This window comes from Pseudomonas sp. HLT2-19-2, from assembly GCF_054898005.1.
On record NZ_CM142712.1, the window covers coordinates 1,091,106 to 1,113,760 of the forward strand.

The 22,655-nt window shown below is 59.0% G+C and carries 17 protein-coding genes and 3 tRNA genes; 17 read left to right on the forward strand and 3 right to left on the reverse strand.

Going from position 1 to position 22,655, the window contains the following annotated elements; all coding sequences use genetic code 11:
• Positions 1–12 precede the first annotated feature (12 nt).
• The 11 genes from ACYZTU_RS05005 to ACYZTU_RS05055 all read left to right on the forward strand — a co-directional run bounded on the left by ACYZTU_RS05005 (position 13) and on the right by ACYZTU_RS05055 (position 9,777).
• Positions 13–98, forward strand: a tRNA-Leu gene (locus ACYZTU_RS05005).
• Positions 99–194: 96 nt separating this feature from the next.
• A tRNA-Met gene (locus tag ACYZTU_RS05010) sits at positions 195–271 on the forward strand.
• Positions 272–409: 138 nt separating this feature from the next.
• Positions 410–868 (forward strand): ribosome maturation factor RimP, encoded by a 459-nt coding sequence (gene rimP, locus ACYZTU_RS05015; protein ID WP_010463487.1) that lies wholly within the window; start codon positions 410–412, stop codon positions 866–868.
• 47 nt (positions 869–915) lie between these two features.
• Positions 916–2,397 carry a transcription termination factor NusA gene (gene nusA, locus ACYZTU_RS05020; RefSeq protein WP_461968464.1) on the forward strand — a complete coding sequence of 494 codons (1,482 nt, stop codon included), beginning with the start codon at positions 916–918 and terminating at the stop codon, positions 2,395–2,397.
• 27 nt (positions 2,398–2,424) lie between these two features.
• Positions 2,425–4,950, forward strand: coding sequence for a translation initiation factor IF-2 (infB, locus tag ACYZTU_RS05025; RefSeq protein WP_461968465.1), 2,526 nt, complete (start codon positions 2,425–2,427; stop codon positions 4,948–4,950).
• Between the two features lie 159 nt (positions 4,951–5,109).
• Positions 5,110–5,511: a 30S ribosome-binding factor RbfA gene (gene rbfA / locus ACYZTU_RS05030; protein WP_007942872.1), complete on the forward strand. Its 402-nt coding sequence runs from the start codon at positions 5,110–5,112 to the stop codon at positions 5,509–5,511.
• A gap of 3 nt (positions 5,512–5,514) precedes the next feature.
• On the forward strand, positions 5,515–6,432 hold the full coding sequence (gene truB / locus ACYZTU_RS05035; RefSeq protein WP_461968467.1) for a tRNA pseudouridine(55) synthase TruB: 918 nt from the start codon (positions 5,515–5,517) through the stop codon (positions 6,430–6,432).
• 119 nt (positions 6,433–6,551) lie between these two features.
• Entirely contained in the window at positions 6,552–6,821 is a 270-nt protein-coding gene (gene rpsO, locus ACYZTU_RS05040) for a 30S ribosomal protein S15 (RefSeq protein WP_282374990.1), read from the forward strand.
• Positions 6,822–7,016: 195 nt separating this feature from the next.
• A complete protein-coding gene (pnp, locus tag ACYZTU_RS05045; RefSeq protein WP_461968469.1) occupies positions 7,017–9,122 on the forward strand; it encodes a polyribonucleotide nucleotidyltransferase in 2,106 nt (701 codons plus the stop codon).
• A gap of 139 nt (positions 9,123–9,261) precedes the next feature.
• Positions 9,262–9,337, forward strand: a tRNA-Thr gene (locus ACYZTU_RS05050).
• Between the two features lie 134 nt (positions 9,338–9,471).
• Entirely contained in the window at positions 9,472–9,777 is a 306-nt protein-coding gene (locus tag ACYZTU_RS05055) for a DUF6388 family protein (protein WP_461968471.1), read from the forward strand.
• Positions 9,778–9,827: 50 nt separating this feature from the next.
• Here the strand turns inward: ACYZTU_RS05055 and nadC are convergent, their stop codons facing one another.
• The gene (nadC, locus tag ACYZTU_RS05060; protein WP_282374996.1) at positions 9,828–10,676 is read right to left on the reverse strand and encodes a carboxylating nicotinate-nucleotide diphosphorylase; all 849 of its coding nucleotides are present in this window, start codon (positions 10,674–10,676) and stop codon (positions 9,828–9,830) included.
• Between the two features lie 285 nt (positions 10,677–10,961).
• Here nadC and ACYZTU_RS05065 point away from each other — a divergent pair, with 285 nt between their 5' ends.
• From ACYZTU_RS05065 to ACYZTU_RS05080, 4 genes are all read left to right on the forward strand, one after another.
• Entirely contained in the window at positions 10,962–13,172 is a 2,211-nt protein-coding gene (locus tag ACYZTU_RS05065) for a DUF1631 domain-containing protein (protein ID WP_461968473.1), read from the forward strand.
• Positions 13,173–13,236: 64 nt separating this feature from the next.
• The gene (ampD, locus tag ACYZTU_RS05070; protein ID WP_461968475.1) at positions 13,237–13,797 is read left to right on the forward strand and encodes a 1,6-anhydro-N-acetylmuramyl-L-alanine amidase AmpD; all 561 of its coding nucleotides are present in this window, start codon (positions 13,237–13,239) and stop codon (positions 13,795–13,797) included.
• On the forward strand, positions 13,794–14,630 hold the full coding sequence (gene ampE / locus ACYZTU_RS05075) for a regulatory signaling modulator protein AmpE (protein ID WP_449643175.1): 837 nt from the start codon (positions 13,794–13,796) through the stop codon (positions 14,628–14,630). Before ampD ends, ampE begins: the two co-directional genes overlap by 4 nt.
• A 186-nt stretch (positions 14,631–14,816) precedes the next feature.
• Positions 14,817–16,847, forward strand: coding sequence for a methyl-accepting chemotaxis protein (locus tag ACYZTU_RS05080; RefSeq protein WP_461968477.1), 2,031 nt, complete (start codon positions 14,817–14,819; stop codon positions 16,845–16,847).
• On the opposite strand, the gene ACYZTU_RS05085 is transcribed toward ACYZTU_RS05080, so the two are convergent.
• On the reverse strand, positions 16,848–17,627 hold the full coding sequence (locus ACYZTU_RS05085; RefSeq protein ID WP_461968478.1) for a TatD family hydrolase: 780 nt from the start codon (positions 17,625–17,627) through the stop codon (positions 16,848–16,850).
• 3 nt (positions 17,628–17,630) lie between these two features.
• The gene (gene cra / locus ACYZTU_RS05090; RefSeq protein ID WP_461968480.1) at positions 17,631–18,626 is read right to left on the reverse strand and encodes a catabolite repressor/activator; all 996 of its coding nucleotides are present in this window, start codon (positions 18,624–18,626) and stop codon (positions 17,631–17,633) included.
• Positions 18,627–18,841: 215 nt separating this feature from the next.
• Between cra and ptsP the strand changes: the two genes are divergently transcribed.
• On the forward strand, positions 18,842–21,703 hold the full coding sequence (gene ptsP, locus ACYZTU_RS05095; RefSeq protein ID WP_461968482.1) for a phosphoenolpyruvate--protein phosphotransferase: 2,862 nt from the start codon (positions 18,842–18,844) through the stop codon (positions 21,701–21,703).
• The gene (pfkB, locus tag ACYZTU_RS05100) at positions 21,703–22,644 is read left to right on the forward strand and encodes a 1-phosphofructokinase (RefSeq protein ID WP_461968484.1); all 942 of its coding nucleotides are present in this window, start codon (positions 21,703–21,705) and stop codon (positions 22,642–22,644) included. The genes ptsP and pfkB overlap by 1 nt, the downstream gene beginning before the upstream one ends.
• Positions 22,645–22,655: the final 11 nt, after the last annotated feature.

A 22,655-nucleotide genomic window follows, 5' to 3' on the forward strand; every position in this document is an offset into this window, starting at 1 on the left:
AAACGTAGTATTGCCGAGGTGGTGGAATTGGTAGACACGCAACCTTGAGGTGGTTGTGCCCATAGGGTGTAGGGGTTCGAGTCCCCTTCTCGGTACCAATTATCAGGAAAGCCCGCTGTTGCGGGCTTTCTTGTAGGTGGAAGGTTACATTGACCCTGTCAGGGATCGGTCGTATACTTCCGCCCCAGCTTTGTCGCGGGGTGGAGCAGTCTGGTAGCTCGTCGGGCTCATAACCCGAAGGTCGTCGGTTCAAATCCGGCCCCCGCAACCAGTTTAAGGAGCCCCTTTTAAGGGGCTTTTTGTTAGCTGGACACTTTCAACGCCGCTGTTCGACGGCGTTTCAAGGATGGGCGTTTCGCCCATTTTTTTATTTTGCACAGCATGCACATACATGCACGAGGGGGTTCAGGTGTCGAGCAAGCTAGAAGAGTTGCAGGCCTTGCTGGCCCCGGTGGTCGTGGCCCTAGGCTATGAATGCTGGGGTATTGAGTTTTCGGCTCAAGGTCGCCACTCAATGTTGCGCGTTTATATTGATAAAGAGGGCGGCGTGCTGGTGGACGATTGTGCCATCGTCAGCCGTCAGATCAGCGGTGTCCTGGATGTTGAAGATCCAATCGCCGTTGAATACACCCTTGAAGTTTCCTCGCCTGGCATGGAACGCCCACTGTTCACTATTGAGCAGTTTGCAAAATTTGCCGGTGAACAAGTGAAGATCAAGCTGCGCTCGCCTTTCGAAGGCCGACGCAACTTTCAGGGCCTTCTGCGCGGTGTAGAAGAGCAGGACGTCGTGGTGCAGGTAGAAGACCATGAGTTCCTGTTGCCGATCGATATGATCGACAAGGCCAACATTATTCCCAGTTTTGACTGAGACGCGGATCCCGCGGATCCAATGGCTTGCGAAAGGCGAGGCGTACGATGAGCAAAGAAGTACTGCTGGTTGTTGAGTCGGTATCCAATGAAAAGGGCGTACCGGCAAACGTAATTTTTGAAGCGCTGGAGCTGGCTCTGGCCACTGCTACCAAAAAGGGGTTCGAGGACGAAGTCGATCTGCGTGTGGAAATCAATCGCCACACGGGTGCTTATGAGACATTCCGTCGCTGGACGGTCGTCGAAGAAGCAAACCTGGACGATCCGGCCATCGAAACCTGGCCGAGCAAGGTTGCAGAAACGCATCCGGGTGCTCAGGTCGGTGATGTAGTCGAAGAAAAGATCGAATCCATTGAGTTCGGCCGGATCGCTGCACAGACTGCCAAGCAAGTCATTGTGCAGAAAGTTCGCGAAGCCGAGCGTGCTCAAGTCGTTGATGCCTATCGCGAGCGCCTGGGGGAAATCATCTCCGGCACCGTGAAGAAAGTCACCCGCGACAACGTGATCGTCGACCTGGGCAACAATGCTGAGGCGTTGCTGGCTCGTGAAGACATCATCTCTCGCGAAACTTTCCGGGTTGGCGTGCGTCTGCGTGCGCTGCTCAAGGAAATCCGCACCGAGAACCGCGGCCCGCAGCTGATCCTGTCGCGTACCGCGCCGGAAATGCTGATCGAGTTGTTCCGCATCGAAGTGCCGGAAATCGCTGAAGGCCTGATCGAAGTAATGGCAGCATCCCGTGACCCGGGTTCGCGCGCCAAGATCGCGGTCCGCTCCAAGGACAAACGCATCGACCCGCAAGGCGCTTGCATCGGTATGCGCGGTTCGCGCGTCCAGGCAGTGTCGGGTGAGTTGGGCGGTGAGCGTGTTGATATCGTCCTTTGGGACGACAACCCGGCTCAGTTCGTGATCAATGCAATGTCGCCGGCTGAAGTGGCGGCAATTATCGTTGACGAAGATGCCCATGCAATGGACATCGCCGTTGGCGCAGACAATCTGGCTCAGGCCATCGGTCGCGGTGGTCAGAACGTGCGTCTGGCTAGCCAATTGACTGGCTGGACCCTGAACGTGATGACCGAATCGGACATCCAGGCTAAGCAGCAAGCAGAAACCGGCGACATCCTGCGCAACTTCATCGACGAGCTGGAAGTCGACGAAGATCTGGCACAGGTTCTGGTCGATGAAGGCTTTACCAGCCTGGAAGAGATTGCCTACGTACCGGTGGAGGAAATGCTCAACATCGATGGCTTTGACGAGGAAACCGTCAACGAGCTTCGCGCTCGTGCCAAGGATCGTTTGTTGACTAAAGCCATCGCTACTGAGGAAAAGCTGGCAGACGCCCATCCGGCCGAAGACCTGCTCTCGCTTGAGGGTATGGACAAGGATTTGGCGATGGAACTGGCGGTGCGCGGCGTAATTACCCGCGAAGACCTGGCCGAGCAGTCTATTGACGACCTGCTCGACATCGACGGCATTGACGATGATCGTGCCGGCAAGTTGATCATGGCCGCCCGAGCCCATTGGTTCGAGTAATTAGGCGCGGCCTGAGGAGAGAAGTGCATGACGCAAGTCACGGTGAAACAACTGGCCGATGAGGTCAAAACACCGGTAGAGCGCCTGTTGCAGCAGATGCGTGAGGCAGGTCTGCCGCACACCGCCGCCGATGAGGGTGTGAGCGATAGTGAGAAGCAGTCTTTGCTGACTCACTTGAAGAGCAGCCACAAGGCGAAAGTGGAAGAACCGCGCAAGATTACACTGCAGCGCAAAACCACCAGCACCCTGCGTGTTGCTGGCAGCAAAAGCATCAGCGTTGAAGTACGCAAGAAGAAAGTCTTCGTACAGCGCAGCCCGGAAGAAATCGAAGCCGAGCGCAAACGCGAACTGGAAGAACGTCGCGCAGTAGACAATGCTGGACGTCAGAAGGCTGAAGAAGAAGCCAAGCGTCGCGCCGAAGAAGAAGCACGTCGCCAGCCTTCTGCTGCGCAAACTGCTACTAACGACGCCGTTGCAGCACCTGCTGCAGTTGCCGAGCCAGTACGCCAAAGCGCACCGGTTGTGGCCGCTGCACCAGCACCGTCTGCCGACGCTCGCAAGCAAAATGAACAGCGCCGTCCGGACAAACCACGTGCCGACGATAACAATCGTCGTGGCAGTGGTGATGGTGAGCGCAAAAACGCTCCGCATCGTGCTTCGGTCAAGGAAAAGGCGCCTGCTCCACGCGTTGCTCCACGTACTACCGACGAAGAAAGCGATGGCTTCCGTCGTGGTGGTCGCGGCAAGGCCAAGCTGAAGAAACGCAACGCTCACGGTTTCCAGAGCCCAACCGGCCCTGTAGTGCGCGAAGTGAAGATCGGCGAGACCATCACTGTTGGCGATCTTGCCCAGCAGATGTCGGTCAAGGCTGCTGAAATCATCAAGTTCATGTTCAAACTGGGTACTCCAGCGACCATCAACCAGGTATTGGATCAGGAAACTGCCCAGCTTGTGGCCGAGGAATTGGGCCACAAAGTGACCCTGGTCAGCGACACAGCCCTGGAAGATTCCCTGGCCGAGTCCCTGAAGTTTGAAGGTGAATCGTTCTCCCGTGCACCGGTTGTGACCGTAATGGGCCACGTTGACCACGGTAAGACCTCGCTGCTCGACTACATCCGTCGTGCCAAGGTAGCTGCAGGCGAAGCCGGCGGTATCACCCAGCACATCGGTGCGTACCACGTTGAAACTGATCGCGGCATGGTCACTTTCCTCGATACCCCGGGTCACGCCGCGTTTACCGCAATGCGTGCCCGTGGTGCCAAGGCGACTGACATCGTGATCCTGGTCGTTGCAGCGGACGACGGCGTAATGCCGCAGACCATTGAAGCGGTCCAGCACGCCAAGGCTGCCGGTGTTCCGCTGGTTGTTGCAGTGAACAAAATCGACAAGCCGGGCGCTGATCTCGATCGCATCCGTAGCGAACTGTCGGTTCACGGCGTGACGTCGGAAGAGTGGGGCGGCGACACCCCGTTCGTATCGGTTTCGGCGAAAGTCGGTACTGGCGTGGACGAGTTACTCGAAGCTGTTCTGCTGCAGGCTGAAGTTCTGGAACTGAAAGCGACGCCTTCGGCTCCTGGCCGTGGCGTCGTGGTTGAATCGCGTCTCGACAAAGGTCGTGGCCCGGTTGCTACCGTTCTGGTTCAAGACGGTACTCTGCGCCAAGGCGACATGGTGCTGGTCGGTTCGAACTATGGCCGCGTTCGCGCCATGCTCGACGAGAACGGCAAGCCAATCAAGGAAGCCGGTCCTTCCATCCCTGTCGAGATCCTCGGCCTGGACGGTACCCCGGACGCTGGCGACGAGATGAGCGTTATTGGTGACGAGAAGAAAGCCCGTGAAGTGGCTCTGTTCCGTCAAGGCAAGTACCGCGAAGTCAAACTGGCCCGTGCTCACGCCGGCAAGCTTGAAAACATCTTCGAGAACATGGGTCAGGAAGAGAAGAAGACGCTCAACATCGTCCTCAAGTCCGACGTCCGTGGCTCGCTTGAAGCGTTGAACGGTGCCTTGAACGGCCTGGGTAACGACGAAGTGCAAGTGCGTGTTGTCGGTGGCGGTGTCGGTGGTATCACCGAGTCCGACGCTAACCTGGCACTGGCCTCCAGCGCTGTACTGTTTGGCTTCAACGTGCGTGCCGATGCTGGCGCTCGCAAGATCGTCGAGCAGGAAGGTCTGGATATGCGTTACTACAACGTGATCTACGACATCATCGAAGACGTCAAGAAAGCCCTTACCGGTATGTTGGGCAGCGATGTTCGCGAGAACATCCTGGGTACCGCTGAAGTGCGTGACGTGTTCCGTTCGCCGAAGTTTGGCGCGATCGCCGGTTGCATGGTTATCGAAGGTGTTGTTCACCGTAACCGTCCAATCCGTGTCCTGCGTGAAGACATCGTTATCTTCGAAGGCGAGCTGGAATCCCTACGCCGCTTCAAGGATGACGCTTCCGAAGTACGTGCCGGCATGGAATGCGGTATCGGCGTGAAGAGCTACAACGACGTCAAAGTCGGCGACAAGATCGAAGTCTTCGAGAAGGTCCAGGTTGCTCGCAGCCTCTAACTCGCGCACTTCAAGAGCCGTGATGGCCGGCCGCGTGCAACTGCGCGGCGCATCAGTCGGACTCTAAACGCAACGCCCGGTCTGGCTTTTGTCAGGCCGGGCGTTTGCCGCTTTCAGACCCCACGGGTTTCACCGTGTGGCAGTAACAGGTAACAAGACATGGCAAAAGAATACAGCCGTACCCAACGTATCGGCGATCAGATGCAGCGTGAGCTGGCACAGCTGATCCGTCGTGAAGTCAAAGACCCGCGCGTAGGCCTGGTCACCATTACCGCTGTTGAAGTCAGTCGTGACGTCGGTCACGCCAAGATCTTCATCACCGTGATGGGGCAGGACAACGCCGAAGACATCGCGCAAAGCATCAAGGTGCTCAACTCCGCCGCCGGCTTCCTGCGTATGCAGTTGGCTCGCGAAATGAAGTTGCGCAGCGTTCCACAGTTGCACTTCCACTACGACGAAAGCGTCGTGCGTGGCGCGCACCTGTCGGCCCTGATCGAGCGTGCGGTGGCTGAAGACAATCAGCACCCGGTAGCGGCTGAACCCGAAGACGCCAAGGAGTAATCGGTGGCTCAGGTCAAACGTATCCGTCGTAACGTCAGCGGCATCATCCTGCTCGACAAGCCGCTGGGGTTCACCTCCAACGCGGCATTGCAGAAGGTTCGCTGGTTGCTGAATGCCGAGAAGGCCGGTCATACCGGCAGTCTTGATCCGCTGGCCACCGGCGTGCTGCCGTTGTGCTTCGGTGAGGCCACCAAGTTCTCGCAATACCTGCTCGATTCCGACAAGGCTTATGAAACCCTGGCGCAACTGGGCAAGACCACCACCACGGCCGATGCCGAAGGTGAAGTTTTACAGGAACGCCCGGTGACCGTTGGTCGCGTCGATGTCGAAGCTGTGCTGCCGGGTTTTCGTGGGCAAATCAGTCAGATACCGCCGATGTACTCGGCGCTCAAGCGTGATGGCCAGCCGCTGTACAAGCTGGCCCGTGCAGGCGAAGTAGTGGAGCGCGAACCGCGTTCTGTTACTATTGCGCGCTTGGAATTGCTGGCCTTTGAGGGTGATACTGCGCGGCTCGCGGTGGATTGCAGCAAAGGCACCTATATCCGCACTTTGGTGGAAGATATCGGTGAGCAACTCGGTTGTGGCGCTTACGTGGCTGAATTGCGACGTACCCAGGCCGGGCCTTTCACGCTGGCTCAGACGGTTACGCTTGAAGAGTTGGAAGCCGTACACGCCGAAGGCGGCAACGAAGCGGTCGACCGCTTCCTGATGCCATCGGACAGCGGTCTGCTGGATTGGCCGCTGTTGCAGTTCTCGGAGCACAGCTCGTTCTACTGGCTTAACGGCCAACCGGTACGGGCCCCGGATGCACCGAAGTTCGGCATGGTACGGGTACAGGATCACAACGGTCGCTTCATCGGTATCGGTGAAGTGAGCGAGGACGGGCGTATCGCGCCGCGTCGACTGATTCGGTCAGAATGACCGAACGAGGGTGGCTGTTAACAGGCACGGTCACTTCCTCATTTTATAGATACAGGGATTTGTCCCTGGCCTGTTGAAGCTGTTTCCTTGAAACAGTTTCCTGATAAAAGGATTGCCTCATGGCTCTCGACGTTCAAGAAAAAGCTCAAATCGTAGCTGACTACCAGCAAGCTGTTGGTGACACTGGTTCGCCAGAAGTGCAAGTTGCACTGCTGACCCACAACATCAACAAACTGCAAGGTCACTTCAAGATCAACGGTAAAGATCACCACTCCCGTCGTGGTCTGATCCGCATGGTAAACCAGCGTCGTAAGCTGCTGGACTACCTGAAAGGCAAGGACGTGAGCCGTTACAGCGCTCTGATCGGTCGCCTGGGTCTGCGTCGCTAATAAGCGATTGCGCTAGAGGTTGGTTGTCCGTCGTGCGTCAGTGGGTTTCCCGCTGGCGCATGGCAGGCTCCCAGCCTCAAGTTTTATCTGGATACACGTTTTACCCTGGACAGGCGTTGGGTCGACTCCCGACATTGCCCAAGAATTTCGCAAGAAGACAAGTTCCCCAAGAGCCACAAAAGAAGGTAGGACACCGTGAACCCGGTAATCAAAAAATTCCAGTTCGGTCAGTCGACCGTTACCCTCGAGACTGGCCGTATCGCCCGTCAGGCCTCCGGCGCAGTATTGGTCACCGTTGACGACGACGTCAGCGTATTGGTGACTGTGGTCGGCGCCAAGCAAGCCGATCCGGGCAAGGGCTTCTTCCCTCTGTCCGTTCACTACCAGGAAAAGACTTACGCTGCCGGTAAGATCCCTGGCGGTTTCTTCAAGCGTGAAGGCCGTCCTTCCGAGAAAGAAACCCTGACTTCCCGACTGATCGACCGCCCGATCCGTCCGCTGTTCCCAGAAGGCTTCATGAACGAAGTGCAGGTTGTCTGCACCGTCGTTTCCACCAGCAAGAAGACCGATCCGGACATCGCTGCGATGATCGGTACCTCGGCTGCCCTGGCCATCTCCGGCATTCCTTTTGATGGCCCGATCGGCGCTGCCCGCGTTGCGTTCCACGAAAGCACCGGTTACCTGCTGAACCCGACTTACGAACAACAGAAAGCTTCGAGCCTGGACATGGTCGTTGCCGGTACTTCGGATGCCGTTCTGATGGTTGAATCGGAAGCCAAAGAGCTGACCGAAGACCAGATGCTGGGCGCGGTACTGTTTGCTCAAGACGAATTCCAGGTTGTGATCAACGCTGTTAAAGAACTGGCTGCCGAAGCTGCCAAGCCAACCTGGGCCTGGGCTCCACAACCAGAAGCTACCGCTCTGCTGGGCGCTATCCGTGCCGAGTTCGGCGACGCGATCTCCCAGGCTTACACCATCACCATCAAGGCCGACCGTTACGCTCGCCTGGGTGAGCTGAAGGACCAGGTTGTTGCCAAACTGTCCGGCGAAGAAGGTCAGCCTTCGTCCAGCGAAGTCAAAGCTGCTTTCGGTGAAATCGAATACCGCACCGTTCGCGAAAACATCGTTAACGGCAAGCCACGTATCGACGGTCGCGACACCAAGACCGTGCGTCCTTTGAACATCGAAGTCGGTGTTCTGCCTAAGACCCACGGTTCGGCACTGTTCACCCGTGGCGAAACCCAGGCTCTGGTTGTTGCAACTCTGGGCACCGCCCGTGACGCACAACTGCTGGACACCCTGGAAGGCGAGAAAAAAGACCCGTTCATGCTGCACTACAACTTCCCTCCGTTCTCGGTAGGTGAGTGTGGTCGCATGGGTGGCGCTGGTCGTCGCGAAATCGGTCACGGCCGTCTGGCCCGTCGTTCGATTCAGGCCATGCTGCCTGCTGCCGACGTGTTCCCGTACACCATCCGTGTTGTGTCGGAAATCACCGAGTCCAACGGTTCGAGCTCCATGGCTTCGGTCTGCGGCGCTTCCCTGGCGCTGATGGATGCCGGCGTTCCGATGAAGGCACCGGTTGCCGGTATCGCCATGGGTCTGGTTAAAGAAGGCGAGAAATTCGCCATCCTGACCGACATCCTGGGTGACGAAGACCACCTGGGCGACATGGACTTCAAAGTAGCCGGTACCGCCAAAGGTGTGACCGCGCTGCAGATGGACATCAAGATCAAAGGCATCACCGAAGAGATCATGGAAATCGCTCTGGGCCAAGCCCTGGAAGCGCGCCAGAACATCCTCGGTCAGATGAACCAGATCATTGCTCAGTCCCGTACCGAGCTGTCGGAAAACGCTCCGACCATGATCGCGATGAAAATCGACACCGACAAAATCCGTGATGTCATCGGTAAAGGCGGCGCGACCATTCGTGCGATCTGCGAAGAGACCAAGGCTTCGATTGATATCGAAGACGACGGCTCGATCAAGATCTTCGGCGAAACCAAGGAAGCGGCTGAAGCGGCACGTCAGCGCGTTCTGGGCATCACCGCAGAAGCTGAAATCGGCAAGATCTATGTCGGTAAGGTTGAGCGCATCGTCGACTTCGGCGCATTCGTCAACATCCTGCCGGGCAAGGACGGTCTGGTTCACATCTCGATGTTGAGCGACGCTCGCGTTGAGAAAGTGACCGACATCCTGAAAGAAGGCCAGGAAGTGGAAGTGCTGGTACTGGACGTGGACAACCGCGGCCGTATCAAGCTGTCCATCAAAGACGTAGCAGCAGCCAAGGCTTCGGGCGTTTAATCACCCCCCACGCCTGACCGCTTCAACGTTATAAAAAATGCCCTGCAGTGAAAGCTGCGGGGTATTTTTTTGCCTGCAAAAAAATGAGACGAGTCATGAAGTTGCCTGACCCCAAAGTCAGTGCTAGGTTTAGCCCACTGCCCGTGTAGCTCAGTTGGTAGAGCAGCGCACTCGTAACGCGAAGGTCGCAGGTTCGACTCCTGTCTCGGGCACCAGCGACACGTTGTTTTCAGATGATCCCGAATGGTTCTGAAGGCCAGATAAACCGGGCTTCAAACGGCTTTTTTGCGTCAGAGAGATCCTTGATGATCCAGATCCATCTTCCATTCCCCAGATCAAAGAGAACGCCATGACCGTTAAAGAATTGACCCAAGAAGCCAGACACGAAGAAGCGCTGAAAAAGTACTTGCTGGATTCGCCCCAGTTCACTGAAGAGATCAAGGACTTGTCCGCCGACGATCAGAAAGACCAGATCCAGTGGGCGTTCGAGGATGAGGCGGAATCTCAGGGCTTGCAGCCGTGGGAACTGACGCTCAAGTACACCTCAACCCCTGAAGAGTTCGAGGCTGCGCGCCTTGTTCTGCACAAGGAGGCTGCCGAGGTGTTGGGCGTCGAGTGGGAAGAGTACTGCGAGATGAATAATCTGGTGCTCTGATAAAAACGCCAGCCTCACGAGGCTGGCGTTTTTCATTCACACAGGCGTTATCAAAGGCTCAGGCGCATCGACAGATCGACAGCCTTTACATCCTTGGTCATTGCACCAATCGAGATGTAATCCACACCGGTTTCGGCGATCGGTAGCAGCGTACTTTCGTTGATACCGCCGCTGGCCTCCAGTTTCGCCTTGCCTGCGTTCAGACGCACGGCTTCGCGCATGTCATCCAGGCTCAACTCGTCGAGCATGATGATGTCTGCGCCGGCCGCCAAGGCTTCCTTCAGCTCCTCCAGGCTTTCCACTTCGATCTCCACCGGTTTGCCCGGGGCAATCTTGTGCGCGGCGTTGATGGCTTCCGGGATGCCGCCGCAGGCAGCAATATGGTTTTCCTTGATCAGGAACGCGTCGTACAGACCGATGCGGTGGTTGTGGCAACCGCCGCAGGTCACGGCGTACTTCTGCGCGAGACGCAGCCCCGGCAGGGTTTTACGGGTGTCGAGCAACTTCACCTGAGTCTCGGCAACGTAATCCGCCAAGTACTGCGCGCGTGTGGCCACGCCAGAAAGCAATTGCAGGAAGTTCAGTGCACTGCGTTCGCCCGTCAGCAGCGAGCGTGCCGGGCCTTCGAGGTGGAATAGCGCCTGATTGGGTTTCACCCGCTCACCATCACGCACCTGCCAGTGCACCGCAACACGTGGGTCCAGCTGCCGAAACACTGCTTCAACCCAAGCTGTGCCGCAGATGACGGCAGCGTCGCGGGTAATGATGGTGGCTTTGGCCAGGCGTTCGGCCGGGATCAGCTGTGCGGTGATGTCGCCGCTGCCGATGTCTTCGAGCAACGCACGGCGCACGTTGGCTTCGATTTCGGCGGTCAAATCGGCGAGACGTAGATTCGGCATAACGGACTCCACAAACAAAGTGGCCCGATTATAGGGCCATGGCGCCGGGCAACCCAAGGCATCAGACGCGTTCCCATCGCTGTGAAACCTGCATTTGGTCGATTCGCCTGAGCAATCGGCACTAAGTCAACGCCTCCCATAAGCGTCTATTTCAATGGGAAACGCAGAGTCTGCTGGTACAGGAGACATCTTTTGCAAGATAATCCGCCTTGCTTTTGACGTCATGGCTTTGACGTGGATTTGAATTGACGACCATTCGAAGACTCACCATTTCAGGAGGCCTGAATGCACAACGACGGGAATGTAGTGCCTTTGCACAAGGTTGCTACCGACCAGGCGACTCACTCGCCGCTCGCCCGCCTGCCTGTGATTCTGCTTCAGGTTCGCGACAAAGCCGCACAACAGCTCAGGCATGGATTGCAGGAACTGTTCGATAACGCCGACGACACGCTGTTTGAAATGGCCGACCGGGCCCGCAATGACGTCGATCAGAGTCTCTTTTTCGAAGCCATGCGCGACTTGCGCCTCAAGCGCAAAAACATCGAACGCGGCTTTCTCGAGCAATTCGTCGAGGCTTTTGTTCGCCTCACACAGTACGACACCACTCAGTCTGCCTTATCCCAGGCGCTGGCCTTCGACGCCGCGACGGCGCTGTCCAATGATGACAGGGAGCGCAGCGTGGCAGTGGAGGCGATGGTCAGCAAAGTGCTGAACCGCGACGGCTTCGCCCTGGACCAACTGACTGCCCGGCTCAGCGCACTGCTGGGCAGGGAGCTGCTTGATCAGCACAATCCGATGGGGCCGGCGATGCTCTGCGAGTACTTTTTGCAGGCTGGGCGCAACCTGGGGGTGGAGATCAAGGTCAAGCTGATCATCCTCAAACTGTTCGAACGCTACGTGCTCAAAGATGCCAATCAGTTCTACGCCGAAGCCAATCAGTTGCTGATGGCCACCGGTGTTCTGCCCGACCTCAAACCTGCCCCTGCGCGTCGGGCCACGGATTGTGCGGCTGCCAGCGTCGGTGTTGAATCCGCGCCGGCCAACACCCGCGTCGGTGGCCCGCCGATCGACGACAGCGTGCAGGAAGTCTTCGCCGCGTTGCAGGTATTGCTGTTTCACGTGCGTGGCAGTGTCGCGCCGACGCTTGAAGCCAGTGCCCAGACACAGCCGATTTCCACCCGCGACCTGCTGCGCCTGCTCTCGCACTTGCAGCAATACGTGCCGGCACCGGCAGCCCAGGACGACTTCGATCTGCGAAACCAGCTCGAACAACTGCTGACCCGGGTCAGCGTCAAAAGTGGCAAGTCACGCGTGGTCGGGGTGGCTGACGAAGACGTGATCAACCTGATCGCGATGCTCTTCGAATGTATCCTCGATGACCGCAACCTGCCGGATTCGCTCAAGGCGCTGATCGGCCGTTTGCAGATCCCGATGCTGAAAGTGGCGGTGCTCGACAAAAGCTTCTTCAGCCGCAGCAGTCACCCGGCCCGGCGCCTGCTCAACGAAATCGCGACCGCAGCCATGGGCTGGGGCGAGTGCGATGACCATGAGCGCGACAGCCTGTATCTGCGTATCGAGCAAGTGGTGCAACGGTTGCTGAACGATTTTGTCGATGACCCGGCGGTCTTTTCCGAATTGCTGGCGGATTTTCTCGCCTTCACCAGCGACGAGCGCCGTCGCAGTGAACTGCTGGAGCAACGAACCCGTGACGCCGAAGAGGGCCGCGCCAGGACTGAACTGGCCCGCCAGTGCGTCGAACAGGTGCTGAATCAGGCCCTGTTGGGCAAAGTATTGCCGCAACGGGTGGTGGTGTTTGTCCAGGAAGCCTGGAGCAAAGTGTTGCTGCTGACGTGCCTCAAGCACGGCGATCAGTCAGCCGCGTGGCACGCCGATGTGCAGACCATGGAGCAATTGATCTGGAGCGTGCAGCAACATGCCCAGCCCGATGCGAGCCTGCGCTTGTTGGCGCTGGTGCCTGGGTTGCTCAAGTCGTTGCGTGATGGGCTGAGCAGTTCGGCATTCGATCCGTTCGCCACCAGCGAGTTTTTCAGTGAGCTGGAAGCCTTGCACGTTCATCTGTTCGAACGTCCAGGGCCAAAGCTTGAACAGTCTGTCGATACGCCGGTAGTGGTCGAAGTGCTGCAGGAAGTCTTCCTGCGAACCGCCGACGAAGGGCCGGTCGATACGGCGTCAGTGCGTGAGCCGGAGAACGATGCCGGTCTGCTTCAGGTCGATCAGCTGCGGTTGGGGTGCTGGGTCGAGTTTCAGGAAGACGAGGAAAACACCCTTCGCTGCAAGCTGGCGGCGATCATTGAAGCCACCGGCAAGTACATTTTCGTCAACCGCACCGGAATGAAAGTGCTGGAGCGTAGCCGCATCGGTCTGGCGCTGGAATTCCATCGTGGCGCGGTGCGAGCGCTGGACGACACGTTGCTGTTCGACCGGGCGCTGGAGTCGGTGATCGGTAACCTGCGGCGCCTCAATCGCGGCAAGTGATCGCGCCCCGAGGGTCTATCACGGCATACTGGGCGCCATCACAGTCGTCGTTGAAGGAACCTGTATGCAGTTGGACCCCGCGAGCGGTTGGTGTCAGGGTGTGCATTTATGCCCCTCGCCCAACTTCAATGCGCGCCCCTCGGGCGAAATTTCCCTGCTGGTGATCCACAACATCAGTTTGCCGCCAGCGCAATTCGCCACCGGCAAGGTGCAGGAATTTTTCCAGAATCGTCTGGATGTCACGGAGCATCCCTACTTTGAAGGGATCGCCGACCTGCGTGTGTCTGCGCACTTTCTGATCGAACGTGACGGCACAGTCACTCAGTTTGTCTCTTGTCTTGAGCGTGCCTGGCATGCTGGCGTCTCGAGTTTCGAAGGGCGGGAAACTTGTAACGATTTTTCTGTGGGCATCGAACTTGAAGGCACGGATGATCTGCCGTTCACCGACGCTCAGTATCAAACATTGACGACCCTGACCCGGCAGCTGCAATGCGCCTTCACGGCCATCACCGCACAGCGCATCTGCGGGCATAGCGACATTGCACCCGGGCGTAAAACCGATCCGGGGCCCGCGTTCGACTGGGCACGCTATCGCGCGGCCCTGGCAAAAGAGGAACAACAATGAGTTTTCTGGTGTTGCTGTTGGCGGTCTGGATCGAGAAGTTCTCGGCCCTGCGTCATCGGGTTCAGCGTGATGGCGGTTGGGTCCGCGAGCTGAACAAGCTTGAGGTCAGTCCGCGTCTGGCGAAAAGTCCTTGGCTGATTTTGCTGATACTGGTGTTGTTACCCGTAGCACTGCTGGGTTTGCTGCTGCTGGTGCTGGACCCGGTGGCTTACGGTCTCCTGGCGTTGCCGGTGCACCTGCTGGTGGTGATTTACAGTTTGGGCCGCGGCGATCTGCTGGCCGGTCTTGGGCCGTTTCGCGATGCCTGGCGCCGGGAAGACCTGCAAGCTGCCGCTCATGTAGCGGACCGCGACCTGGGTATCTGCGCCGATAGTGGTGAACAATTGCTGGAACGGGTCGAAGGACATCTGCTATGGGAGGCTTATCAGAGCTTTTTTGCGGTGATTTTCTGGTACTTCCTGTTGGGTCCGGTCGCTGCCCTGAGCTATCGACTGCTGGCCCTGGCCGAAGAACACGGGCAGAACCCGGCCGTGGTCGAGCGCGCCGCACAACTGCGTCATGCGTTCGACTGGGTGCCGGTGCGTCTGCTGGCGGCAAGTTTTGCGCTGGTCGGTAACTTTGTTGCCGTCGGCCGGGTGATGGTGCACGAGCTGCTGAACTGGAACATCAGCGCTGCCCAATTGATCGAGAAGGTCGGGCTGGTGGCCGGTGAAATTCCAGCGCCGGTGGTCGGACCTGACGGCATCAACAGCCTCGACCGGATCTGGGAACTGTTGCTTCGCGCGGCGGTGCTCTGGTACGCCGGTTTTGCGTTGTGGACCGTCCTCCCTTAATACGCCGCTACCTTGTAGCAGCCGGACGCAGGCTGCGCCAGCTGCTACAAGTCCGTGCGCCGTCGTTAACCTTAAGTTACAAAACCTCCCGCCGATTTAAGCTATACAGAGTTAGCGTCGAATAGTGGCTATCTGCTTTCGATCCGCGCCTGCCAATAAAAATAAGAACTCAAAGGGAGATCTCCAGTGAAGAGCTTGCTCTATCCCGCTGTCGCGCTAATGAACCGCCTGAGCTTTGGCATGAAGTTCAGCCTGATCAGCGTGCTGTTCCTTGTGCCGATGCTGGTGACCAACTTCTATCTGGTGCGCGATTCTTATCGAGAATTCCAGGGCACCCGCGTCGAACTGCAAAGCCTCGACCTGCTGGGTAGCAGCCTGACGTTACGGCGGGATCTGGAAACCCTGAACAACCTGGTACAGATCAACGTCACCCTCGGTCAGTCCGGCAAGGCCGGCAATGTCGAGTCGCAGATCAGTACCCTGGAGCAAAGTGTGCTGACCCGTTTGCAAGGGCTGACGGCGATGACCACTGACCCCGAGCAGATCATCGTTTTCGAGGGTAAACGCGATGAAATGATCGCCGCGTTCAAGTCCCAACAAGCAGAAAGCTCCCTGCAAAGTAAAAGTGGGATGATCGGCAAGTTGCTCGGCAATGCGCAGATTTTCAGTCAGATCATCGCCAGTCAGGCCGGCCTCAGCCGCGACACTCAGAGCGACATGCGCCAGCTGAGCGAACTCATTACCAATGTCACCCCGCCCGTTACCCAGCTTCTGGGTGAAGGCCGGGCGATGGGCTCTTTTTCGCTGGGGCAGGGCTTTCTCAACTCGGCATCGAGTACCCGTTTTGATGAGTTGCTGGTGCAGATCGAAAAACTGCAGGCCGAATATGCGCTGAAGTTGCAGGACGCGCTCGGTTCCAGCAAAGCGGCACGGGAAACCCTGGCTGCTCAGGCCGATAGCAGCAAGGTGTCGTTGAAAAAGGCCAGTGAACTGTTCGAAGAGCAGGTCGTGATGGCCGACACGCTCGATACGCCTTGGCAGGGCTTTTACGATCAGGTCACGGGCTTGATGGACCAGACCTACCAACTTAATGAAGCCACCCTGAGTTTTCTCGGTACCCAGTTACAACAGCGACTGGAGCAGAACCGCACCCACATGGTCTTGCAGGCCGTGGCGTTGTCGGTGGTGTTTGTGTTGATTTTTTACCTTTACGGCGGCTTCTACGCCTCGACCCGCACCACCCTCAAGCGTCTTGGCGCAGTGATGGACAAGGTGGCGGCGGGTGACATGACGCAGACCTTCAGCGCTAACAGCCGCGATGAACTGGGCGAGTTGGGTGAGGTGTTCAACGGCACCGTGAAGAAAATCCATGACCTGATCGAGCGAGTGGGGCAGACCGTCGGCGAGGTCGAGCGCCAAGCCGGGCAGGTGCAGAACGTCTCCGCCCAGAGCAACCAGGCCGTGGCGGGGCAGCGCACGCAGATCGAGCAGGTCGCGACGGCCATGAACCAGATGTCGGCCACCTCCCTTGAAGTGGCGCGCAGTGCCGCAGCGGCGGTCAGTAGCGCCCACAGCGTCAATGACGAGACCATCAGCGGTCGCGGGCTGGTGGAGTCCCAGCAGGGCAGCATCGCTGCGCTTGCCAGTGAGATTGATCAGTCGGTGCTGGTGATCAATCAACTGGCCAGCGATAGCCAGTCCATCAGCCGCGTGCTGGAAGTCATCAAAAGCATCGCCGAGCAAACCAACCTGCTGGCGCTCAACGCGGCCATTGAAGCCGCTCGGGCCGGTGAGCAGGGGCGTGGTTTTGCGGTGGTGGCGGATGAGGTCCGGACCCTGGCCAAACGTACCCAGCAATCGACCGAAGAAATCGAGCAAATGATCATCAAGCTGCACAGCGGTGTCGGCGCTGCGGTGAAGGCCATGGGTACCAGTCATCAGATGGCCAACGGTACCGTGGGGCAGTCGGAAAAGGTTCAGCAAGCGCTGGAGAACATCCTCGGCGCCGTCGGCATGATCGTCGATCAGAACCAGCAAATCGCCGCGGCGGTGGAGCAACAGACTGCTGTGGCTCACGACATTGACCAGAATATTGTCGAGATCAACCGCGCGGGTGAACGCACCGCCGAAGGGGCGCACCAGACCGAGGATGCCAGTCGTGCGTTGTCGGCTCAGGTGGTTGAGCTCAAACAGCTGATCAGCGCGTTTCGGGTGTGATCAACGCCAGTTGAACAGCTCACAGGCATTGGTAGTGCTGGCGGCGGCCAATTGCTCAGGGCTGATCGCCATGATCCCGGCCAGTGCCGAGCAGATCGCCGGCAAGTGAGCCGGGCTGTTGCGTTGGCCGGGAAACATGACGGGCGCCATGTCCGGTGAGTCGGTTTCCAGCACTACCGATTCAAGTGGCAACTCGGCAAGTACCCGGTGCATGCGCAAGGCTTGAGGCCAAGTCGCAGCACCGCCCAAACCAAGCTTGAAACCAAGCTTGATGTACTCACGAGCCTCTTCCTTGCTGCCGGCGAAGGCGTGGATGATCCCCGCGCGTTTCAACTTGAACCGTTTAAGCGTGGCAATCACCGCCGCATGGCTGCGTCGCACATGAACCAGCGCTGGCAGATTGAAATCCGCTGCCAGTTGCAGCTGCACATCGAACAACGCCTGCTGGCGCTCGCGATCGAGGGTTTCGATGAAGTAATCCAGACCGATCTCGCCCACGGCGCACAACTGCCGATGGCCGGACAGCCGAGTCAGCCAGTCGCCGAGTGCCGTCAGGTCTTCGGGACGATGATCATCCAGATACACCGGGTGCAAACCAAACGCCGCATGCAGGTCGGGATCGCTTTGCACCAGATCCCAGACCCGCTGCCAATTGCCCTGATAAACCCCCAGCACCACCATCCGCCGCACGCAGAGGGCGCGGCTCTCGGCCAGCAGCGCCGAGCGATCGGCGTCGAAGACCGGGAAATCCAGATGAGTGTGGCTGTCGATCAGCTCCACGGTTCAGTCCTGGCGAATACGCTGCTTGAAGGTCCGCGCGATGGCCTGCACGCCGGGTTGGTAATTCGATTGCTCGATGGCGGCCAGGGCCAGTTCCAGGGCTTTATCGGCGATGAGCTGATGCTGCTGGGCCATGGCATTGACCGGCAGCGGCAAGAAATCCAGCAACTGCGTGTCGCCGAAGGTGCCGAGGCGCAGTAGACGGGTTTTGAGCGGGAAATCGTGCAAGGCATCGAATACGCCCTGAAGCAGCACGTAGGACGTGGTCACCAGTGCATCCGGCAAATGACCCAGCCGCTGTAGCAATTCGTTCATCAACTGCTTGCCGCACTCACGGCTGAACGACTCGCCGTGCTCGATCAGCACCTCGCCTTTGAACCCCTCCAAAGCCTCTTTGAAACCTGCCGCCCGCTCCTGGCTGATGCTCAGTTCGGGGCGTGCGCCGATCAGTGCGATCTGCTTGGGCAGCGGGTCCAGTAGACTGCGGGTCAGTTGCAGGCTGGCCTCGCGGTCATCGCTGATCACCGAGCAGAAATGCTCAGGCTCCATGACCCGGTCGATCGCGATGATTGGAGTGCCCTTGGCCTGCAATTGGCGATAGCTGTCATCGCCAGCCGGCAGGCAACTGGCGACGATCAACGCATCGCAGCGTCGAGCCCGGAACAGTTGCAGCAACTGCCGTTCGCTGTCCGGCGCATCGTCGGAACTGGCGATCAGCAATTGATAGCCGCGTGCCCGGGCGCCTTGCTCCAGCAGTTTGGCGATTCGTGCGTAACTGGGGTTTTCCAGGTCCGGCAGAATGAAACCCAAGGTGCGAGTGTGCCGACTGCGCAGCCCGGCAGCCTGGGGATTGGGCGTAAAGCCATGTTGTTCGACGACCGCGCGCACGCGCTCGACGGTAGCACTGCTGATACGTTGTTGTTCTGCCTTGCCATTGATGACATAGCTGGCGGTGGTAACGGACACACCGGCCAACTGGGCGATATCACTGAGTTTCAACCCGGGATTTCCTTATTTTTTTCGAGTTTGCCCCGACATTTTCACCAATCCTACCCGATTCAGGCAGACGACCATTGTCGCAATGCATCCGACAATCGGACTTCAAGGATGAGACATTATCGAGTAACGTGCCAATCATTCTAGATTAAACGTTTCAGCAGGCTGAATCGTTCAAAACAATACCTGGCGTCCGAAGACGCCAAAAAGGAGAAAGTATGCTCGAGCTCACCATAGAGCAGATTTCCATGGGCCAGTCGGCTGTGGATAAGTCCGCAGCGTTGCACTTGCTGGCCCAGCATCTGGTCGCCGATGGCCTGGTGGACGAGGGTTATCTCGCCGGGTTGCAGGCGCGCGAAGTTCAGGGCTCGACCTTTCTCGGTCAAGGTATTGCCATCCCCCACGGTACGCCGGAAACCCGTGATCAGGTGTTTTCCACCGGCGTGAGGCTGATGCAGTTTCCCGAGGGTGTGGATTGGGGGGACGGTCAGATCGTCTACCTGGCAATTGGTATTGCGGCCAAATCCGACGAACACCTGCGCCTGTTGCAACTGCTGACCCGTGCCCTCGGTGAAACCGACTTGGGCCAGGCGCTGCGCCGCGCCAGTTCCGCCGAAGCCTTGTTGAAACTGTTGCAAGGCGCGCCGCAAGAACTGGCGCTGGATGCGCAGATGATCGGCCTCGGCGTATCCGCCGATGATTTTGAAGAATTGGTTTGGCGTGGCGCACGTTTGCTGCGTCAGGCCGACTGTGTGAGCAACGGTTTCTCTGCGGTGTTGCAACAAGTCGAAGCGCTGCCGCTTGGCGACGGCCTGTGGTGGTTGCACAGCGAGCAAACGGTCAAGCGTCCGGGCCTGGCGTTCGTCACGCCGGACAAACCCATACGCTACCTCGGCCAGCCGCTCAGTGGCCTGTTCTGCCTGGCCAGCCTCGGTGAAGCCCATCAGGCATTGCTCGAACGCCTTTGTGCGCTGCTGATCGAAGGTCGCGGCCACGAATTGGGCCGCGCCACCAGCAGCCGTAAAGTCCTCGAAGTTCTTGGCGGTGAACTGCCGGCCGATTGGCCCAGCGCTCGCATCGCGCTGGCCAACGCCCACGGGTTGCACGCGCGTCCGGCTAAGATTCTCGCGCAACTGGCGAAAAGTTTTGAAGGCGAAGTTCGCGTGCGCATTGTCGACGGCCAGGACAGCGCGGTGTCAGTGAAGAGCTTGAGCAAACTGCTCAGCCTCGGCGCCCGTCGCGGTCAGGTGCTGGAATTTGTCGCCGAACCGAACATCGCCGCCGACGCCTTGCCCGCCTTGTTGGCCGCCATCGAAGCAGGCCTCGGTGAAGAAATCGAACCGCTGCCAGCCGTGAGTCAACAGCGCGAAGTGATTGCCGATGTGGTCGAAGTGGTCCTCGCGCCAGCGTCCGGCAGTCTGGTTCAGGCCATTGCCGCCGCACCGGGCATCGCCATCGGCCCGGCGCACATTCAAGTGCTGCAAACTATCGATTACCCGCTGCGCGGTGAGTCTGCCGCCATCGAGCGCGAGCGCCTCAAACAGGCGTTGGCAGACGTGCGTCGCGACATCGAAGGCCTGATCGAACGCAGCACGTCCAAGGCCATTCGCGAGATTTTCATCACTCACCAGGAAATGCTCGACGACCCGGAATTGACCGATGAAGTTGACACCCGTCTCAAGCAAGGCGAAAGCGCCGAAGCGGCGTGGATGGCGGTGATTGAAGCGGCGGCCAAACAACAGGAATCGCTGCAGGACGCCTTGCTCGCCGAGCGTGCCGCCGACTTGCGTGATATCGGTCGTCGGGTATTGGCGCAGTTGAGTGGCGTCCAAACCCCGAGCGAGCCTGAGCAACCGTACATTTTGGTGATGGATGAAGTCGGTCCGTCCGATGTCGCCCGCCTTGATCCGACCCGCGTCGCCGGCATCCTCACCGCCCGTGGCGGCGCCACCGCTCACAGCGCAATTGTCGCCCGAGCCCTGGGAATTCCGGCGCTGGTCGGCGCCGGCCCGGCCGTGCTGCTGCTGGCGCCGGGCACGCTGTTACTGATTGATGGTCAACGCGGCCGCCTGCACGTGGACGCCGACGCGGTGATCTTGCAGCGCGCTACCGAAGAGCGCGACACCCGCGAGCAACGCCTGAAAGCGGCCGCCGAACAACGCCATCAACCGGCGCTGACTACCGACGGTCATGCGGTCGAAGTGTTCGCCAATATTGGTGAAAGCGCGGGGGTCACCAGTGCGGTGGAGCAGGGCGCCGAAGGGATTGGCCTGCTGCGCACCGAACTGATTTTCATGGCCCACTCGCAAGCGCCGGACGAGGCGACCCAGGAAGTCGAATACCGCCGCGTCCTTGATGGCCTGGCCGGTCGTCCCTTGGTCGTTCGCACCCTCGACGTCGGCGGCGACAAACCGCTGCCGTACTGGCCGATTGCGAAAGAACAAAACCCGTTCCTCGGAGTGCGCGGCATTCGCCTGACCCTGCAACGCCCGCAGATCATGGAAGCGCAATTGCGTGCCTTGCTTCGCGCTGCGGACAACCGTCCATTGCGGATCATGTTTCCCATGGTCGGCAGCGTCGACGAATGGCGCCAGGCTCGGGACATGACCGAACGTCTGCGTCTGGAAATTCCGGTTGCCGACCTGCAACTGGGGATCATGATTGAAGTGCCGTCGGCTGCATTGCTGGCGCCGGTGCTGGCCAAAGAGGTCGACTTCTTCAGCGTCGGCACCAATGACCTGACCCAATACACCCTGGCCATCGACCGTGGTCATCCAACCTTGTCGGCCCAGGCTGACGGCTTGCACCCGGCTGTGCTGCAACTGATCGACATCACCGTGCGCGCGGCGCATGCCAACGGTAAGTGGGTCGGCGTGTGCGGCGAGTTGGCGGCCGATCCGCTGGCGGTGCCGGTGCTGGTCGGTCTGGGCGTGGATGAGCTCAGTGTGTCGGGTCGCAGCATTGCCGAGGTCAAGGCGCGGATTCGCGAACTCAACCTGGCCCAGACCCAAATCCTTGCCCAGCAGGCCCTGGCCGTGGGCAGCGCAAACGAAGTGCGCGCATTAGTGGAGGCCCTGTAATGGCCAAGATCCTAACCCTGACCCTCAACCCGGCGCTGGACCTCACCGTCCAGTTGCCGGTTCTTGTACCCGGTCAGGTCAACCGTAGCGACGAGATGCACACCCACGCCGCCGGTAAAGGCGTGAACGTGGCGCAGGTGCTGGCGGACCTCGGGCATCAGCTCACGGTCAGCGGTTTCCTCGGGGAGGACAACCTTCAAGCGTTCGAAACCCTGTTCGCCAAACGTGGTTTTGTCGACGCGTTTATCCGTGTTCCGGGTGAGACGCGCAGCAACATCAAACTGGCGGAAAGCGATGGGCGCATCACCGACATCAACGGTCCCGGACCCTTGGTAAGTGAAGCTGCGCAGCAGGCATTGCTCGATCGCCTCGACCAGATTGCGCCGGGGCATGACGCGGTCGTCGTTGCCGGCAGCCTGCCTCAAGGCATCAGCCCTCAATGGTTGCAGGCGTTGATTGTGCGTTTGAAAAATCTCGGTTTGAACGTGGCGCTGGACACCAGCGGTGAAGCCCTGCGCGCAGCGCTCAACGCCGGTCCGTGGTTGATAAAACCGAACACCGAAGAACTGGCCGACGCGCTGGGCTGCGATGTGGTCTCGGTGGCCGCCCAGGCGCAAGCGGCTAGCCGTCTGCACGCCCAAGGCATCGAGCATGTGGTGATCTCCCACGGTGCCGACGGAGTGAACTGGTTCAGTGTCGGCTCAGCGCTGCATGCCACGCCGCCCAAGGTCAGTGTCGTCAGTACGGTGGGCGCAGGCGATTCGTTATTGGCCGGTATGCTCCACGGTTTGCTCAGCGCCGACACGCCTGAACAGACCTTGCGCACCGCCACGGCGATTGCCGCGATGGCGGTCACCCAGATCGGTTTCGGTATTGGCGACGCCACGCAGTTGGCGCGACTCGAACAGGGCGTGCGCATGCGCTCCCTGACAGAACAATAAGAGGGTTTGTA

What these genes read in the sequence shown, in the direction of transcription:
- pfkB (WP_461968484.1), top strand. Translation starts at nt 21,703, where the DNA reads ATGGCCAAGATCCTAACCCTGACCCTCAACCCGGCGCTGGACCTCACC.
- ampE (WP_449643175.1), top strand. Translation starts at nt 13,794, where the DNA reads ATGAGTTTTCTGGTGTTGCTGTTGGCGGTCTGGATCGAGAAGTTCTCG.
- ACYZTU_RS05055 (WP_461968471.1), top strand. Translation starts at nt 9,472, where the DNA reads ATGACCGTTAAAGAATTGACCCAAGAAGCCAGACACGAAGAAGCGCTG.
- infB (WP_461968465.1), top strand. Translation starts at nt 2,425, where the DNA reads ATGACGCAAGTCACGGTGAAACAACTGGCCGATGAGGTCAAAACACCG.
- rbfA (WP_007942872.1), top strand. Translation starts at nt 5,110, where the DNA reads ATGGCAAAAGAATACAGCCGTACCCAACGTATCGGCGATCAGATGCAG.
- ampD (WP_461968475.1), top strand. Translation starts at nt 13,237, where the DNA reads ATGCAGTTGGACCCCGCGAGCGGTTGGTGTCAGGGTGTGCATTTATGC.
- nadC (WP_282374996.1), bottom strand. Translation starts at nt 10,676, where the DNA reads ATGCCGAATCTACGTCTCGCCGATTTGACCGCCGAAATCGAAGCCAAC.
- nusA (WP_461968464.1), top strand. Translation starts at nt 916, where the DNA reads ATGAGCAAAGAAGTACTGCTGGTTGTTGAGTCGGTATCCAATGAAAAG.
- ptsP (WP_461968482.1), top strand. Translation starts at nt 18,842, where the DNA reads ATGCTCGAGCTCACCATAGAGCAGATTTCCATGGGCCAGTCGGCTGTG.
- rpsO (WP_282374990.1), top strand. Translation starts at nt 6,552, where the DNA reads ATGGCTCTCGACGTTCAAGAAAAAGCTCAAATCGTAGCTGACTACCAG.
- ACYZTU_RS05065 (WP_461968473.1), top strand. Translation starts at nt 10,962, where the DNA reads ATGCACAACGACGGGAATGTAGTGCCTTTGCACAAGGTTGCTACCGAC.